This window comes from Paenibacillus sp. PastM-3 (assembly GCF_029893965.1).
GTDB lineage: Bacteria > Bacillota > Bacilli > Paenibacillales > Paenibacillaceae > Paenibacillus_AQ.
Genome location: NZ_JARXXP010000002.1, coordinates 212877 through 230774 on the forward strand (window position 1 = coordinate 212877; position 17898 = coordinate 230774).

Here is a 17898-nt window from a genome sequence, read left to right on the forward strand (position 1 = left end):
CAGGGTAGATCGGGCCTGTTAGTGGGATTTTTCCCTCTATTCGTGCTCTCAGCAGGGTAGATCAGGCCTGTTAGTGGGATTTTTCCCTCTATTCGTGCTCTCAGCAGGGTAGATCAGGCCTGTTAGTGGGATTTTTCCCTCTATTCGTGCTCTCGGCAGGGTAGATCAGGCGCGTTAGTGGGATTTTTCCCTCTATTCGTGCTCTCGGCAGGGTAGATCAGGCGCGTTAGTGGGATTTTTCCCTTTGATTAGAGCCAGCAGCAGGCTGCTGGCCCGCTAGATGCTGTTACCATCCTGTAGCAGGCAACATACAGACTGCAAAAAAGGCTGTCCCCGTCATCGCAAGACAACAGGGACAGCCTTTTATTATGCAGCCTTACTTACCAGGCTGGAACGAGCTTTTCAGTGAAACGACCAGGTTGAACACAAGATGTTCAGGGGTCGAGTATTTACTGTCCACGTTAAAGTAACCGTGGCGGAAGAACTGGAACTTGTCCTGCGGCACGCTGTCCTTCAGGCCGGGCTCCACAAAGCCCTGCAGGATCTGCAGCGAATTCGGGTTAAGCTGATCGAGGAAGCTTGGCTCAGGCTTGTCGGCAGACACCTCCAGGCCTTCCACTTCAGCCTCGGCATCGGCTTCTTCAGCCGAAATCAGCGGCTCATACAGGCGGAATTCTGCCGGAACGGCCTGGCCGGCATCGACCCAGTGCAGGGTTCCTTTGACTTTACGGCCGTTGAAGCCGCTGCCGCTTCTTGTCTCCGGATCATAGGTACAGTGCAGCTCTACAACCTCGCCGTTCTCATCCTTGATGAAGTCCGTACACTTGATGAAGTAGGCATTCTTCAGGCGCACCTCATTGCCAGGGAAGAGACGGAAGTATTTGTTCGGCGGCACTTCCATGAAGTCATCGCGCTCAATATAGATTTCGCGGGAGAACGGAATCTGGCGTGTGCCCATCTCCGGGTTCTCCACGTTGTTCTCAATCTCAAAATACTCCGTCTGACCTTCCGGATAATTCGTAATGACCACCTTCAGCGGCCGCAGTACGGACATGGTCCGCGGTACGGTCAGCTTCAGGTCCTCACGGATGAAATGCTCCAGCATCTGCAGGTCGACAAGACCCTGGCTCTTGGATATTCCTGTTTCGTGCACGAAACTGCGGATCGCTTCCGGCGTGTAGCCGCGGCGGCGCAGTCCGGAGATCGTCGGCATCCGCGGATCATCCCAGCCGTCAACATGGCCTTCATCCACCAGCAGCTTCAGCTTGCGCTTGCTGGTTACCGTCTGGGCCAGATTAAGCCGGCCGAATTCATACTGGTGCGGCGCTGCCTCCATCTCGCATTCAGCAATAACCCAGTCATAGAACGGGCGCTGGTCTTCGAACTCCAGAGAGCAAAGCGAGTGGGTGACATGCTCGATAGCATCCTCCAGCGGATGCGCAAAGGTATACATCGGGTAGATACACCATTTATCGCCGGTATTATGGTGATGGGAATGCGAAATCCGGTAGATGACCGGGTCGCGCAGGTTAATGTTAGGCGAAGCCATATCAATCTTGGCGCGCAGCACCTTCTCGCCGTCCTTGAATTCCCCTGCACGCATACGACGGAACAGGTCCAGGCTCTCTTCAGCGCTGCGCTCCCGGTACGGGCTGTTCTTGCCGGGTTCGGTCAACGTGCCGCGCAGCTCACGGATCTGATCGGCGGACAGGTCGTCCACATAGGCTTTGCCTTTTTGGATCAGCAGTTCTGCCCGTTCATACATCTCGCCAAAATAGTCGGATGCAAACCGCAGCTCTTCCCACTCGTAACCAAGCCACTTCACATCCTCCTTGATGGAGTTAACATATTCCGTGTCCTCTTTTAGCGGATTGGTGTCGTCGAAGCGCAGGTTTGTTTTACCCCCGAATTCATCAGCCAGTGTAAAGTTAATCCAGATCGCTTTGGCATGTCCGATATGTAAATAACCGTTCGGCTCCGGCGGAAAGCGGGTGACCACTTCTTGTACTTTACCTGAGCTCAAATCTTCGGTAATGATATTCTTGATGAAATTGGAGGGTGTTCCACGGTTCTCCACAGCTATCAACCTCTCGTTCTGTAATTTACGTCCTTGTATGAACATGTTTCCTATTAATATACCCGTTAACCGGAGAATGATCAATGAAATGGGAAATGGAGTCCTCTCAACCGGAAGGGCTTTGACTTCGCTCCGGATGATAGAGTAGCATGGGAATCATGAGGCTTTTACATTTTTTCAGCCAAAATGAATGGCTACGCCGTCCTGAACAGAACGATACCGGTTTGTGCAAGGAACATACGGATAAAGCATTGCGTGAAACATGTACTTTCTTATTATTAAAAAAGGGGGTCTCATCTATGAAGCCAATTAAGCTGCCACAAGAGCAGCGCGAACTCATTACGGAGAACATCCGCAGCTATTTTGAAGCGGAACGCGGGGAAACGATCGGCCATCTCGCAGCGGACAACCTGCTGGAGTTTTTTCTCAAGGAGCTCGGTCCGGCTGTTTATAATGCTGCGCTGAGCGACTGCCGGACCCTGGCCGTACAGCGGATGCAATCGCTCGAAGAGGACATTTATGCCCTCGAATGGAAAAAGCGTTAAGCACCATATCGGCCCGGGCCGTGAGAGGAGACAGCCGCATGTTTAATTATGTCGTTGATGATGAGCTTGTGCTGAAGCTGCTGATGCCGGAGCATGCCCGCCAGATGTTCGCGCTGGTAGAGCGCTCGCGGCTGCGGCTCAGACAATGGCTGCCATGGGTGGACGGAGTTTCCGAACAGGCCCATATCACCACTTTCATCAAAAATGCCGTCAAGCAGGGCAGCGACAACGGCGGCTTCACTGCCGGACTGTGGGTCCGCGGGGAGCTGGCCGGCATCATTGGTTACCATGAGATCGACTGGCTCAGCCGCTCAGTTGGCATCGGCTACTGGCTGGGCGAAGGCTATGAAGGCTACGGCTATATGACCAGCGCCTGCCGGGTGTTTGTCGATTACGCCCTGCTGGAAATGGAGCTCAACCGGATTGAAATCCGCTGCGCCACCGGCAACAAAGCAAGCAGGGCCATTCCCGAGCGGCTGGGCTTCGTGTTCGAGGGTGTGCTCCGCCAGTCAGAGAAGCTGCCCCACGGCTATGTGAACCACGCCGTCTATGGCCTGCTGCGCAGCGAGTGGAAGCTGCTGGGCTGAAGTCAAGAGTGAGCCGCCCCGCGTTCCCCGCCGCACACACAAGCAAACAGCCTGGGGACTTGGCCACCCAGGCCGTTTGCTGCTGCCGGCAGCGGCTTGCTGCAAGCCTCAGTCTCTCTCCTGCCCAGCGGCCACCTTCTTGCCCTACAGCTAATTCTGCGACAGCTTATTTCAACCGCCATACAGCTGCTCATGGGGCAGATAACCGCAGAGCTTCCGCCTCATCAGGCTATGTACCCAATCCCGCCTACTCCCGCTCCAGCCATTTCTTGAAGTCATCGCGGATCTCATCGGTCAGCGCGCTTAGCTCAGCCAGCTCCTTGAGATCGGTCTTATCCTTCCGTCCGACCTCCATCGCCTTGAGCACCCGGCGGACCGAGTAGTCTCCCGCACCGGACTCGACCTTCACAACAGTATCACCGGCACCGATTGCGCCTTCACGCAGTACACGGAAATAGAAGCCGCTGTAGCCTGTGGACAGCACCTTGGCCGGCATATCGTTCGCCCCATGCTTCTGTGAGAGCTTGAAGCACGGGAACCGCGGCTGGCTAACCTGCAGCAGTGCCGTTCCAATCTCATACACATCGCCGATACAGACCTCGGTCTCCAACAGCCCGCTTACCGTAATATTCTCTCCAAAGGCGGAGTATGCCAGCTTTTTGCCGAGGTGCTCCTCCCAAAACGTATAATGCTCAATCGGGTAGACACAGACTGCCCTGTTGACTCCCCCGTGATTCACCAGATCCGCCTGGCCGTCACCATCGAAGCCCAAAGCGTGGAGCCGTACCGGCCCTTCTGCAGGCAGCTTGTAAATCCCTGTCTCCAGCGGCTTCCCGCGGTAATCCACCGTTACGGGCTTGCCTACATTAAGCGAAATGACTTCCATTCGGATTCCCTCCAGTCAGCATACAGCTCATAAACACTTCATCGACATAATGACCGCCCAAGTAAAACTCTTCCTTCAGCCGGCCCTCTTCCTCAAATCCGCATTTGCGGTAAAAAGCGAGCGCCGGCTCATTGCTTGACAGCACCCGCAGCCGCAGCTTCCGGATACCGTGGTCTGCGGCATGCTGTTTGATCGCTTCAATCAGCCTGCTGCCGATTCCCTGGCGCTGAAACTGCGGATCAACTGCGATGTTCACCTCGCAGACATGCCGGTTGCTCTCCATTCCGCTCGGGCAGCCAAAACCCACGTATCCGCACAGCTCGCCATTCTGCAGAGCGACTAGCTGTGAGCCCGGCGGTGCATGGAGCAGGTAATCCTCACGGGAACGCCACATTAGCGGACCCGGTGTCGTATCTTCTGTCCAGATCATATTGTCCAGCAGGATCAGCTCACGCACATCCCTGATTTCCGAGGGCCGGATCGTGAGCGAGCCTTCGTTGATTTGTTGCATAACGCCTCCACTCCTTGCCTTTCCTTTTATCTCCAGGTTCTCAGATACGCTTTCCAGCCAGCTTTATCCATTATACCGCATTTTGCTCCAGATGACGGGCTGAGCGGTTAACATAGGCATGGATAACAAAAAATCCGACTGCCAGCACTGCCATGGCACAGGCAAGCCATCCCGTAGGCGCGAGTCCCCCCTGGTCGAACAGGCCGCCCATCAGAGCCGGGCCGATGACTCGGCCTGCTGCCCCGATTCCGCCGCTGAGCCCCATATAGAACGGGGCGTTGCGTCCGGCGGTATCTGCGATAAAGGCCGGTGTTGCCGGTGAAATCAGCATTTCGCCAAGCGTCGCCAGGATCATCGCCAGCACAAGGCCGGGATAGCTCGGCATCAGCAGAATGACCGCATATCCGCTTAAGTAAAATACGGCACTTGCCGTCATCTGGGCATTTGACGTGCCGGCGAACCAGCGTTTGATCAGACTCACTACCGGCTGGGCGGCAAAGATCAGAATACCGTTAAGCGTCCAGAGGAAGCTGTAGAGGCTCTTGGACCAGCCTTCCGAAATAATAAACGGGGAAACGCCCGTGTTCCAGACAGAATTGCCGATCAAGAGGAACATCGTTCCCAGCGACATGTACAGGTAGAGCCGGGTGTTCCCCGCCAGCTTCCACCCCGATTGCTCCCGGTGCTGGGATCTGCGCGGCAGATTCTCCTGTACCGGAGTACTGCTGATTTTCCGCAGATAGACCAGGAAGAATACAGCGAAGATGGCCGAAGTCAGCCCGTTCATCACAAAGCTCAGCATATAGGAAATCTCGGCCAGAAAACCGCTGAGGATCGTGCCGAGTGCCACCCCGATATTATTCGCAACATAGATGATATTGAACAGCTCGCCCCGCCGCTCCGCAAAACGGAAGCCGACAAAAGCCTGGATCGCCGGCTGCGCCATGGAATTGAACAGGCCGACCAGCCCCATAGCCGCCATGAATAAATACCAGTTCGTGCTTGCCGCAGGAAGGGCGAACAAGGCGAGTGCATTCATAGCCAGCGCCCCGACAATCAGGCGTTTAACGCCCAGCTTATGATACAGTGAGCCGCCCAGCAGCTGTCCGGCAATCCCCCCCAGAGACTGGATAGCGATAATGAGTCCGGCCTCCTGCATGCTGCGGCCAAGCTCCTCAAAAACATACATCGTCACCAGCGGCCACATAAGGGCGCTGCCGGTCGCATTGACGAGGCTTGCAATCAGAAATACTTTGACTTCCCTCGGATAGTCCTGCAAAAACTTCATGGCTTGTCTTTCATCCCCTGTTACATATATGTCGTCAATCCATCCAGTATCATCCCAAAACAGGGTGAAGAGCAAGATTTCACATTACCGCTTTATCGCGTTATTCAAATATAGAATCACAATGTAATCAGTCGGAGCCTGCTACTTCCAAAACCTGCTTCCGTTTCTTCACTTCCACCGTAGCCGAGAAGAAGGTTGCACCGCCGTCCATATCGCTAAGCCGGTCCGGTGTAAGCACGTTGACCCGCTGCTTCTTGCCTTTTCCGCCCCACCACAGCCCCTGGCTGATCACAGTGCCCGGCAGCATTTTATCCGTCACCATGGCTGAAATCTCCACTGCACCCCTGGCATTGTATACAGTGATTTCGTCACCGTCCGCAATCCCCCGGGCTGCTGCATCCAAAGGATGAATCTGCAGGACAGGAGCCTTCTCCAGCTTCTGATGTTTCTCTACATTGCCGAAGGTCGAATTCAGGAAATTATGGTTCGGCGGCGAGATGAACATCAGCGGATAGTCCGCTCCCTGCTCCGGCCGGCGCACTCCGTCATACCCTTCCTTCAGCGGGGTATACACCGGAAGCGGCGGCAGACCGTCCAGCTCCATCGCTTGGGAATAAAGCTCGATCCGGCCGGAAGGGGTCGGCAGCGTCTCCAGAAAATGCGCCTTCGGCGACATATCCAGCTTCACGAACCGTTCTGCCTTCAGGCGCTCCAGCGTTACCCCGTTCAAATACGGGTTGTCCGGATAATCAAGCGCGTCACGGATCATCTCCTCCGCCGGCTGGCCGAAAACTTCCGGTTCAAAGCCCATGGCCTGTCCCAGCAGCGAGAAAAGCTCCACATTGCTCTTGCACTCGCCCTGACGTTCCAGCACCGGCTCCTGCAGCTGTATATAATGATGCCAGTAGGAGCTGTACAGATCCGTATTTTCAAAGGTGGAGGTTGCCGGAAGCACAATATCGGCATACATCGCAGTGTCAGTCATGAACAGATCATGCACCACCGTAAACAGATCCTCGCGGGCAAACCCCGCCTTTACCTTGTCGGCATTCGGCGCTACAACCAGCGGATTGCTGCAGTAGACGAACAGGCTCATAATCGGCTGCTCCTGCTGTGCCAGCGCTTCGCCGATCCGGTTCATGTTGATGCTGCGTGCCTGCGGGTTGCTGCGCAGATCCGGCCGGGCCAGCGCCTCTGAGTTAACGGAGCTGTAGTCTCCGTTAGACTTGATCGCTCCGCCTCCCGGCTTCAGCCAGGCGCCGACCAGCGCGGGCAGACAGGCAATGCTGCGGACGTTCATCCCGCCGTTATCATGATGCTGCAGCCCATTGCCGATGTGGATATACGGCACCTCGGCTTCGCCGTACAGCCTGGCCAGCTGCTCAATATCTGCCACAGGCACGCCGGTTATTTCTGACACCAGCCCGGGCGGATACCCCAGCGCCTGCTGACGCAGCTCTTCATGTCCTACCGTATACTTTTGCAGAAAAGCTTCATCGGTCAGCCCGTCGCGGAACAGGATATGCATCAGGCCAAGCGCCAGTGCGGCGTCTGTCCCCGGGTACAGCGGCAGGAACCAGTCGCCCCACTGAGCGGTGCGGTTGCGGTGCACATCAATGACCACAATCTTTGCCCCGCGCTTGCGGGCCTGCTCGGCGTAGACTACCTGATGCATATTGGTGCTGACAATGTTGCCGCCCCAGACGATGATCAGATCGGCGTTCACCGTATCCTCCGGGCTGGCTCCCCCGTCCATGCCCATTGTATACACCCAGCCGGTTGTACCGGCGGCGCTGCAGATTTTGGCATCGAGCCGGCTTGCACCGAGCCTGTTGAAGAACCTGCGGTCCATTCCGCCCACGCTGAGCATACCCATATTGCCGTAGAAGTAGTACGGCAGAATACTCTCCGGCCCGTGCTCGGCTGACAGCTGCTTGTACCGCCCGGCAATCTCCGCAATCGCTTCTTCCCAGCTGATCTGTTCAAAGGCTCCGCTGCCCTTGGGGCCTGTGCGGCGCAGCGGGTGCATCAGCCGCTCCGGATGATGCACCCGTCCGGCCATGTTCCGCACCTTATTGCAAATCGCCCCCTTCGTGACCGGATGTGCCGGGTCTCCTTCAACTTTTACAATTTTACCGTCCTGCTTATGCACCAGCAGCCCGCAGGTGTCAGGACAGTCCAGCGGACATACCGCCGGAAAAATGCCGTCACTGCTATGCTTCAAAGCGGATGTCCTCCTTATAATTACTTGGTTGAATGAAGCCTTATATCCTATAAAACAGCTCATCTGTCCATTGTATAGCGGCCGCTCACGGGCGTAAAGAAAATCACGGAAAGCGGCTGATTCGAACTTAGTATGACCGGGTAATAGAGCATATGAAACACTCCCTATTTATTCGCCGTGAACCCGATTTCGTTCCCCCGAGTCGGATCTGCACGGCGAATTTTGTGTTACGGGCCTTTTTTATATAAAAAAGACACCCCCCGCCGCCACCTATCCATTATTAACGGACGTTTGGTGACCCACAAGGAGTGCCTGTTATTGTTCATTCTATATGATTTCGTTCAAACCAGCTTCAGCTTACTGTTAAGCGTGTTTCTTCACAGCGGCTGCCGCTACACCTTCAACCGTCTGGACGGCTGCAGGCGCTTTGCGCAGGTAAGCCATGTAGTAAGCCGCCGCTACAAAGATTGCTCCCCCGGTAAGATTACCGAGCCAGACCGGAACAAAGTTGCCGACATATTGCCCCCAGGTGAAGTGTCCTTCAAATATAGCTGCAGGAATCAGGAACATATTAGCCACAACGTGCTGGAATCCGATAGCAACGAACGCCATAGTCGGGAACCAGATACCGAGAATTTTGCCGCTGAAGTTATCCGCCCCGTAGGAGAGCCACACTGCCAGCGCTACCAGCCAGTTACAGCCGATCCCGGAAACAAAAGCCTGTATGAATGTAACATCAATCTTATGCTCAGCCATACTGACCAATTTCTCAAGATATACGCCTTCAGCCGTCAGACCGACCACATGACCAAAGAAATATGCAACGAACAGGGCGCCCGCCAGGTTACTGAGCGTAATCAGCACCAGATTCTTAATGACTTCCCAGAACGATATCTTCTTCGCCAGAAAAGCCAGCGGTACCGCCATCATATTACCGGTAAGCAGTTCCCCGCCAGCCAGCAGCACCATAATCAGCCCGACCGGGAAAACAGCCGCCCCGATAAAGTTAGCGATCGAGCCCCATTCTGCCGGAGCACCCGCAATGACCCGAATATCCAGTAAAAATCCGAGCGAAATAAATGCCCCTCCCAGAAAACCGAGAATAAGTACGGCTGCAAGCGGGTTATGGACCTTCTTGATTCCGTTCTCTACCGTTACCTCGGCAATCTGTTGCGGTTTGTTGTATGCCATGATTCCTATCCCCTTCGAAAATTACTTAAAATTTGTTCCTTTATCCCATTGTAGCGTGAGCCTGATCACATTTACGTGATAAATATCACCACAAGAAACGCTTCGTGAAAGTTTTCACTGACATGTCAAATTTAGCACAGCACAAAAAAGATGAATGTTAAAAAAAACACAGTAACAGTTCACTCGCTATTATGTATAACAGCCCATAATCTCCCGCTGCCGCAGCCATGCAAAAAACCGGAGCCATGGCGGCTCCGGTCGGGCTTAATCTATCTATAGACTATACATTTACTGTCTCTTTGCGTTCTACTGTCTTGGGAAGGGCCTGCAGCCCGGCCGTGTTCAAGAAATTCCACGGCTTGTTGTAATGCGGCTGGAAGAAGAAGTCGATAAAGGCCAGCTGGTCAACCGTCATCCGGTTCTGGATGCAGACCGATACCGTATTAATGGACTGGGTCAGGTCCATTTTGGACATAATCTGTGCGCCGAGAATCCGGCGTGTGCCGCGGGCATAAACGACCTTCAGCTGCACTTCTTCCACAGTCGGCATAAATTCCGGACGGTAGTTGTCGGTGATCATTACGCTCTCTACCTCGATGCCTTCTGCCTTGGCTGCTTCTTCAGTAAGCCCGGTGCCGGCAATATTATCTTCATAAATTTTGATACCCGAGGTACCCTGTGTCCCCATATAAGGAATGGTACTCTCAACCAGATTGCGGGCTACAAGTGTACCCATGCGGACCGCATTGGTCGCAAGCGGAATATAAGCGTGCTGTCCGGTCGGATTGTAATGGATCGCGCAGCTGTCTCCGGCAGCGAATACATCCGGCAGGCTGGTCTGCATATAATCATTGACCATAATCGCCCCGTTAGGCAGCATATCCACCTGGCCCTTGAGCAGCTCTGTATTGGGACGGAAGCCGATGCAGAGAATAACCAGATCGGTTTCGTGCTCGCCTTTGCTCGTAATAACCTTGGTAACTTTACCGTTCTCTCCAGCAAACGAGCTTACCTTTTCACCGAGAGCCAGCTTAATGCCGTGGTCCTCAAGCGATTTTTGAATCGGAGCCGTAAATTCCTCGTCCAGGTATTTGCTGAGGATACGCTCCTCCCCGTCAATCAGAGTTACCTGCTTGCCGTTCATCTGGAAGGCTTCAACCAGCTCGACCCCGATATAGCCTGCGCCGACTACGGTAATTCTTTTTACCTGCTCAGCCCGCTCAATAATGGTGTTGGAGTGGTTATAGTTTTTGGAGAGCAGGATGCCGTCCAGGTCCATTCCTTCCAGCTTGGGAATAATCGGCCATGAGCCGGTAGTCATAATCAGCTTGTCATACGTATCATTAAATTCCTCACCGGTTGCCAGATTGCGGGCACGCAGTGTTTTGGCGGCGGTATTTACATGAATAACTTCATGGCGCATCTTGGTGGTAACACCGAGTTCAGCCAGCTTTTCCGGTGACGAATAGAACAGGCCTTGCGGGTCTTTAACCACTCCGCCTACATATAGGGCAATGCCGCACGACAGGAATGAGATATTATCATTGCGTTCGTACACCGTAATCTCGGCGTCCGGGTAGAGCTGTGCGGTATTAACAATTGCGGCGGTTCCGGCATGGGTACATCCAATGACTGCTACTTTCATGATTTCTTCCTCCTCCAAATTGGCAAGCATATTTATTTAATATTTGTTTGCGGTTGTGATAAATTTCACTTTATACGTTGATTATATTGTGATTTTTCTCACATTACAAGTATAATTGTGATTTTTCTCACATTGTTCACAATTTGGAATGCCTTCTGGTTTGTTACCTGCAGCCGGCTGCCCCGGTAATATTATTTTCCCCAAGCAGGCGGAGTTTATGTCTCCGGGCGGCAGGAAGCAGCGATGTAAGGAATCCCAGGTGTATCCTGTAGGCGCCTATTTATTTTTACCCAAAAAAAATCCCTGATACCACAGCAGCAAGCCGCCGGGCACAGGGAGAAGCATTAAATTTTTTTCATTTAGTCAGCCTATTCCAGGCCGTGCAGCACGCCATCCTCATCTACCAGCAGCCCTTCAGCAGCCGGTTTGGCCGGAAGGCCCGGCATTGTAACAATATTGCCTGTGATCACTACAGCAAAACCTGCGCCGAGCGACAGCGTAATATCACGCACACCCATCGTAAAGCCTTCCGGCGCACCCAGCAACCTCGGCTGGTCGGAGAAGGAATACGGCGTTTTGGCCATGCATACCTGGAGCTGCTGCAGCCCAAGCTTCTCGATAACAGCCAGGCTGCGTTTGGCGGCCGGTGAGAAGGCTACACCGGTACCCCGGTAGATTTCGGTGACGATTGTATTGATTTTGGACGGAATGTCGAGCTGATCCTCGTAGAGCGGAGCAAAGGTCCCGGCTGGTGCATGATCCAGCAGCTTTTTCAGCTCTCTTGCCAGCTCCAGGCCTCCCGCTCCGCCCTCGGCCCACACCTTGGACACGGCAGCAGGGACATCCAGGCGGCGGCAGGCCTCCAGCACTGCATCTACCTCATCCGGCGCATCACCTTCAAAGTGGTTCAGGGCTACCAGTACCGGAACACCGAATTTGCCCAGGTTCTCAATATGGCGCTCCATATTTGCCAGTCCCGACAGCAGTGCCGCGCGGTTGCCCTCATGCAGCTCTTCCTTGCGGACACCGCCGTTGTACTTCAGCGATTTCACGGTTACGACCAGTACGGCTGCATCCGGGGCAAGCCCGGCCTGGCGGCATTTGATATCCATGAACTTCTCCGCACCGAGGTCGGCCCCGAAGCCGGCCTCCGTGACCACTACTTCGCCCAGCTTGAGCGCATAGCGGGTTCCGATTACGCTGCTGCAGCCGTGGGCAATATTAGCAAAGGGCCCCCCGTGGATAATGACCGGAGTTCCTTCCAGCGTCTGCACCAGATTGGGCTTTACCGCCTCCTTGAGCAGGGCAGTCATGGCTTCTACAGCACCGATCTCCTTGGCTGTAACCGGCTGGCCCAGCATATCGTAGCCTACCAGCATGCGGCTCAGCCGCTTCTTCAGGTCAGCAAGGTCATCGCACAAGCACAGCACAGCCATAATTTCGGAGGCGGTCGTAATCTGGAAGCCGCTCTCCCGCACGGTTCCGTTACCGTCTCCCAGCCCGGTCACAATATTCCGCAGGCTCCTGTCATTCATATCCATAACGCGTTTCCAGACAATGCGCTGCGGATCAAGCCCGAGGGCATTGCCCTGGAATATATGATTATCAATCATTGCTGACAGCAGGTTATGCGCAGAAGTTACAGCATGAATATCACCTGTAAAATGCAGATTGATATCGTCCGCCGGAACAATCTGAGCCTTGCCGCCGCCTGTTGCTCCGCCCTTCATGCCCAGACAGGGACCGAGCGACGGCTCGCGGAGTGCTGCCACTGTTTTGATTCCCGCTGCATTCAGCGCCTGGGACAGCCCGATCGTGGTCAGTGTTTTGCCCTCGCCAGCGGGGGTCGGGTTAACTGCGGTAACAAGCACCAGCTTGCCGTCCGGCTTATTCTTCACCTCTTCCCAAAGGGAAGGAGCCAGCTTGCTTTTATATTTGCCGTACAGCTCCAGATGCTCCCCGCTGATTCCTGCTGCCGCTGCTACCTCTGTAATTAACCTCATAACTTTATAAAACCCTCCTGCCGTTATTATGCTGCTCAGCTTCTCTTTATGTAATGACGCGCGGTAATGTTTCCTTCTTCAAAGAATACATTGTCCGTGAAAAGCGTCAAGGAATATTTTCATAGTATACCCGCAGGCAGCCCCTGCACTCCGCAGCAAAAAGCCCTCCCGCAGCCGGTTGTGTCCGGTCCGGGAAGGCTCGATGGATTCTCTTATAAATATTGCTGTTCTGTGCGGTTACAGCAGGGACTCAATAAGCTCCTTCATCGTTTCAGGCGATTCCTTCGGCTCCACCCGTGCTGTTACATTACCGCTGCGGTCCACAAGGAACTTGGTAAAATTCCACTGGATGTCGCTGCTGTCCGCCGTTCCGGGCTGCTGGCCCTTCAGATACTGGAACAAAGGGCTTGCGTCGGGGCCATTAACATCGGTTTTGGCAAAAATCGGGAACTTCACCCCGTAATTAACCTGGCAGAACTCCTCGGCCTCCTCACTTGTCCCCGGCTCCTGGCCGGCGAACTGGTTGCAGGGAAAACCAAGCACAACAAGACCCTGGCTGCCGTATTGCTCATACAGCTTCTGAAGATCACCGTACTGCGGAGTAAGCCCGCACTTGCTGGCTGTATTTGCAATCAGCAGTACTTTGCCTTCATAATCCTTAAGCGGCACTTCCTTACCCGAAGGTGTAACAGCGGCAAAACTATAGATCGACATTGGCTCTTCATCCTCTCGGCTGCTTAATTAGTCAATGCCATCATACCTTATACCACCGTTCGAATACAAAAATAGTGGTGATTAACGGCCACCAAAGCTTAACCGGCAATGGGTCATAAGGATGTCCTCATAAAGGCAGAGCCCGCCTTCTCCTGTGTCCGCCGGTAAAAACCGGTCAGCTGCACAGAATCTCAGACTGAACGGGCTTAACGCCGCGCCAGTTTAACCAGCATATGGGCCAGCCGGTGCCGCTCCTCTTTATTGCCGACCTTCCACAGCTCCTGCAGCAGCTTCTGCTCGCTGTTGCGCGGCTCCTCATGATTGGCCAGGTAATCGGCGACTTTTTCCGCGGCTACAGCAAGCTGCTCTTCTCCCATTCCAATTTTCTGCGCCAAATGAATACGCTTACTTAAATATTGCTGAAATTCACCGAAATTGTCCAGAATCTGCTCCCGCTGCTGCGGCTCAATCCGCTCCAGGACATCGCCCACCCGGCCCATGCTGACATTACCGTCCTTACTGACCACATGATTATGCTCAGACATATCATCTGCCTCCCGTTCCTGATTAGTAGGGTTTCCCACTACTTAACCAGCCGTTTCCGGGGTGAACCATCTCCAAGGAGGCGCGATAAGCGGGCATGTGCGGGAGTATGCGCGGGGAACATGGGCGGGGAACATGTGCGGGGAACATGGGCCGAGAACATGGGCGGGGAACATGGGCGGACAAGCCTATAAAAAAGCAGCCCCGGTAACGGAGCCGCCTGCGCTTTAATTCGATACCGGAATGGCATCGTAGTATTCTTCCAGCGTAATGCCTCTGGCCGCAATATCCTCTGCGATATCCTTTCCTACATAGCGGATATGCCAAGGCTCGTATTTATAGCCGGTGATCGCCTGCTTGCCTTCGGGATAACGGATGATAAAACCGTATTCTGCAGCATGGTCTGCCAGCCAGTTGGCTTCCTTGGTTCCTCCAAAGCAGCTCTCTGCGGCACATTTGCCATCACTGCCGGATACATCAATCGCCAGTCCCGTCTGATGCTCGCTGTGCCCGGGAACAGCGCTGTAAGTACGGGCCTTCTCTTCGCCGTCGCGTTTTACATAATTGTTAAACAGCGTGGTCTGCGTCTTCTCGGAACGGTAAGCGGACACACCGGCAAGATAAACACCGTCACTCTTGGCACCTGCAAACATCTGCTCCAGGGCAGCAGCCGCCGTCTTGCGCATCATCCGTTTCTCTATCTTCTCCGAGAAAAGAAACGGAACGTCCGGATAGACCAGATCCGCAGGCTTGTACCCGTCCGGCAGCTTGTACTGTTTATTAACCATGACCGTTACACTGTCCGGCTCGGCGGCGGTAAGCTCGGCATCAGCCGCCCCGCTGCCGCCCGGAGGCTTGGCTGTTGCGGCCGGCTTCGCGGTTGGTGCAGGATCGGTAAGCTGGACTGTTGGCGCTGCTGTAGGCTCGCCAGCATTCGGAGAACCGGTCTGCTGTGGTTCAGCAGTGGCAACCGCTGTAGGCTCCGGTACAGCTGATGGCTCAGGGGAGGCCTCCGGCTGCGCAACCGGCGGAGCCTGAAGCTCATTACCCGTGCCTGCGGAAGCCCCTTCTTCCTGTGAAGCTGAAGGCGACGGGGAGGTATATTTGCCGATTCCCCAGCCTATGGCGATAACGGCTATAAATAAAATGACAATTTTGGCGGTTCTGGACATATGCTGCTTCCTCTCGAGTTGTTTTTTATCGCTAACCTGCTGCCCTGCGGTGAAACTTTATTTTCAATTTTCATTATAGACAAGCATTACGTCCAAAATGTTTCAAAATATTTAACATACTGTAAGAACCCTGATTCGGCGACTGCGCCGGCTTTGGGCGGAATCAATCCCGCCAAGAAACAGCAGAAAAAAATATTACCACAGGAACGGCCTTATTGCGCCGGCCGCCCCTGTGGTAACAAATTCCGATCTGAATCCAGGCGTCTTTATCTGGATGAGCCGCGTCCGCCGCGCGAGCCGCCGGAACCGCTGCCGCGCCCGCCGCGGGCAGCCCCGCCGCTGCTCCGTCCACCGGCATTGTTGCCGCCTTTACCGCCTTTGGCGCTGCCCTGGCTATAGCTGCCGTAGCTGCCTTTGCCGCCCTTGGCACCGGCACTGTTGCCGCTGCGGGAACCGCCTGCGTTGTTGCCGCCGCGCGAACCGCCGCCCTTGGCAGGCGATGAAGCGCTCCATGCCCCCGCCTCATTGCTGCGGGCCACGTTCGCTCTATGTTTCGGGCTGGCCTTGGCCCCGCCCGGATTATAGCCCGCGCCGGAGCCAGCACCCTTGGACGCGCCATAGCTGAAGCCTCCGGCTTCCTCACCGCGCGATACGTTGGTGCTGTAGCCGCTGCTTGGGCCGCCCTTGGAACCGGCGGCCCCTCTGCCGCCGCGCTTGCCGGCGGCGTTCGCTCCGGCTGCAGAATCTGCAGCCGGATTGCTGCGGGCGTCGAAGCTGCCGTAGCCGCCGCCCACTCTTGGCTTCGCCGCGCTGCGGCCGGCGGAGTCCCCGCCTCTGCGCGCCGCTGCGTCATAGGCGCTGCGCTTGCCCGCGGACGCTTCCTTGCGGCCGCGGCCTTCTGCAGGCGCGTCCCAGCCGCCTGCTTCCTGGCCGCGCGCGCGTCCGCCCTGGCGCGCACCGGCTTCTGCACGCGGCGCTCCGCCGCTGCGTCCCTGGCTGCGCCCGCCGCGCCCGGCACGGGCCGGCTCTGGCGTACCACTGCGGCGGCCGCCCCGCGGGGAGCTGCCGCCCTGCACCGAGGTGAATTCGCCGACGCCGAATTCATCCTTCTCGTAGCGGCGGCGGTCCAGCCGCTGGGAAGTACCGTGCTCGATCAGATCGAGCAGGTTATATTCACGCGGCGAGGCGAAGGTAATCGCCAGGCCTTTGCCGCCGGCCCGGCCGGTCCGGCCGATCCGGTGGATATAGCTGTCCGCATCCAGCGGCAGGTCATAGTTGAAGATATGGGTAACCCCTTCAACGTCGAGTCCGCGGGCGGCAACGTCCGTAGCAACCAGCAACTGCAGCTTCGCATCGCGGAACCGCTTCATGACCGCCTCACGCTTGGCCTGAGACAGGTCCCCGTGCAGCTCGTCGCAGTCATAGCCTGCAGCCTGCAGTGCTTCGTTCAGCTTCGACACCCGGCGCTTGGTCCGGCAGAAAATAATCGCCAGATAAGGACGGTCCCGTTCAATCAGCGCCTGCAGCGCCTCTTCCTTGTTGCGGTCCGAGACCTCTACAACCTGCTGGCGGATATTCTCCAGCGGAATCGAAGATCCGCTCTTGATGATGATGTCCAGCGGCTCTTTCATATAATTCGCAGCCAGACGTTTGATCGCATCCGGCATCGTTGCCGAGAACAGCATTGTCTGGCGGCGGTAAGGGACGGACGTAATAATCGTCTCCACATCCTCCAGAAAGCCCATATGCAGCATCTGGTCTGCTTCATCAAGCACGAGCATTTTGACGCCGCCCAGGTCCAGTGTTTCGCGGCGCAGATGATCCAGCAGTCTGCCCGGAGTCCCGATAATCAGGTGCCGGCCGCCTTCCAGCTTGCGCAGCTGCTTCTCGACATCCTGCCCGCCGTAGACGGCCAGAATTTTCACGCCTGTATGACGGGCGAGCTTGCGCGCCTCCTCCGTAATCTGCAGCGCCAGCTCACGCGTCGGCGCAAGAATCAACGCCTGCGGATAAGCTGCTTCTACCCGGATCTTGTCCATAATCGGCAGCAGAAAAGCCAGCGTCTTCCCTGTTCCCGTCTTCGCTCTGGCAATGACGTCCAGCCCCTGCACCAGCGGCGGAATCGCTTCCTCCTGTACCGGCGTCGGCTTGACGATGCCTTGTCCTTTCAGCAAATCACTCAACACTTCTGAAACTCCCAATCCTTTAAAACCCGGCAATTGCTCCACCTCACTAAATTTGTTAATCTGTCCTGTTACCCATAACCTATAGGCATCCATGTCCGGAGTAATGTACTCAACTTCCCTTTAGGGGCAAATAAAAGCGGAAGAACCCGCCTCCACGGGTCCTTCCGTCCCTTGTGCCGCCCTATGCCCACCAGAAGTGCGGTCAAAGTACGGTTTCTGGGGCAGCAGCGATCCACCGGACATTCATGACGGCATTCCTTTTGCGTTCCATTACACTCTATACAATAGTCTGTCCGGCCTGCAGCTCCCGGAAACAGTAAGCCAAG

General features: G+C 55.4%; 14 protein-coding genes. 2 read left to right on the plus strand and 12 right to left on the minus strand.

What is annotated here, in order from left to right:
• Window positions 1–376: 376 nt before the first annotated feature.
• Complete coding sequence (locus tag M2108_RS04795) at window positions 377–2122, minus strand: glutamine--tRNA ligase/YqeY domain fusion protein (protein ID WP_277468157.1); 1746 nt, start codon at window positions 2120–2122, stop codon at window positions 377–379.
• Window positions 2123–2376: 254 nt separating this feature from the next.
• Here M2108_RS04795 and M2108_RS04800 point away from each other — a divergent pair, with 254 nt between their 5' ends.
• Together M2108_RS04800 and M2108_RS04805 are read left to right on the plus strand one after the other, a co-directional pair.
• Entirely contained in the window at window positions 2377–2622 is a 246-nt protein-coding gene (locus tag M2108_RS04800) for a DUF2164 domain-containing protein (protein ID WP_277468156.1), read from the plus strand.
• 38 nt (window positions 2623–2660) lie between these two features.
• Complete coding sequence (locus M2108_RS04805; RefSeq protein WP_090713853.1) at window positions 2661–3209, plus strand: GNAT family N-acetyltransferase; 549 nt, start codon at window positions 2661–2663, stop codon at window positions 3207–3209.
• Between the two features lie 247 nt (window positions 3210–3456).
• Here M2108_RS04805 and M2108_RS04810 read toward each other — a convergent pair whose 3' ends face one another.
• The 11 genes from M2108_RS04810 to M2108_RS04860 form a co-directional block, all read right to left on the minus strand.
• Window positions 3457–4095 carry an MOSC domain-containing protein gene (locus tag M2108_RS04810; protein WP_277468155.1) on the minus strand — a complete coding sequence of 213 codons (639 nt, stop codon included), beginning with the start codon at window positions 4093–4095 and terminating at the stop codon, window positions 3457–3459.
• Window positions 4076–4606: a GNAT family N-acetyltransferase gene (locus tag M2108_RS04815; RefSeq protein ID WP_277468154.1), complete on the minus strand. Its 531-nt coding sequence runs from the start codon at window positions 4604–4606 to the stop codon at window positions 4076–4078. The genes M2108_RS04810 and M2108_RS04815 overlap by 20 nt, the downstream gene beginning before the upstream one ends.
• Before the next feature lie 70 nt (window positions 4607–4676).
• Window positions 4677–5894, minus strand: coding sequence for an MFS transporter (locus M2108_RS04820; RefSeq protein WP_277468153.1), 1218 nt, complete (start codon window positions 5892–5894; stop codon window positions 4677–4679).
• Between the two features lie 127 nt (window positions 5895–6021).
• Window positions 6022–8118 (minus strand): molybdopterin-containing oxidoreductase family protein, encoded by a 2097-nt coding sequence (locus tag M2108_RS04825; protein ID WP_277468152.1) that lies wholly within the window; start codon window positions 8116–8118, stop codon window positions 6022–6024.
• A gap of 363 nt (window positions 8119–8481) precedes the next feature.
• Window positions 8482–9309, minus strand: a complete 828-nt coding sequence (locus tag M2108_RS04830; RefSeq protein WP_277468151.1) for a formate/nitrite transporter family protein — start codon at window positions 9307–9309, stop codon at window positions 8482–8484.
• A 280-nt stretch (window positions 9310–9589) separates the two neighbouring features.
• The gene (locus M2108_RS04835) at window positions 9590–10954 is read right to left on the minus strand and encodes an FAD-dependent oxidoreductase (RefSeq protein WP_277468149.1); all 1365 of its coding nucleotides are present in this window, start codon (window positions 10952–10954) and stop codon (window positions 9590–9592) included.
• A 368-nt stretch (window positions 10955–11322) separates the two neighbouring features.
• Window positions 11323–12957, minus strand: coding sequence for a formate--tetrahydrofolate ligase (locus M2108_RS04840; protein ID WP_277468148.1), 1635 nt, complete (start codon window positions 12955–12957; stop codon window positions 11323–11325).
• A 237-nt stretch (window positions 12958–13194) separates the two neighbouring features.
• Window positions 13195–13671, minus strand: coding sequence for a glutathione peroxidase (locus tag M2108_RS04845; RefSeq protein WP_277468147.1), 477 nt, complete (start codon window positions 13669–13671; stop codon window positions 13195–13197).
• A 206-nt stretch (window positions 13672–13877) separates the two neighbouring features.
• Entirely contained in the window at window positions 13878–14216 is a 339-nt protein-coding gene (locus M2108_RS04850) for a DUF3243 domain-containing protein (RefSeq protein ID WP_068728351.1), read from the minus strand.
• Window positions 14217–14441: 225 nt separating this feature from the next.
• Window positions 14442–15386, minus strand: a complete 945-nt coding sequence (locus tag M2108_RS04855) for a M15 family metallopeptidase (RefSeq protein WP_277468145.1) — start codon at window positions 15384–15386, stop codon at window positions 14442–14444.
• A gap of 266 nt (window positions 15387–15652) precedes the next feature.
• Window positions 15653–17572: a DEAD/DEAH box helicase gene (locus M2108_RS04860; protein ID WP_346780536.1), complete on the minus strand. Its 1920-nt coding sequence runs from the start codon at window positions 17570–17572 to the stop codon at window positions 15653–15655.
• Window positions 17573–17898 lie beyond the last annotated feature (326 nt).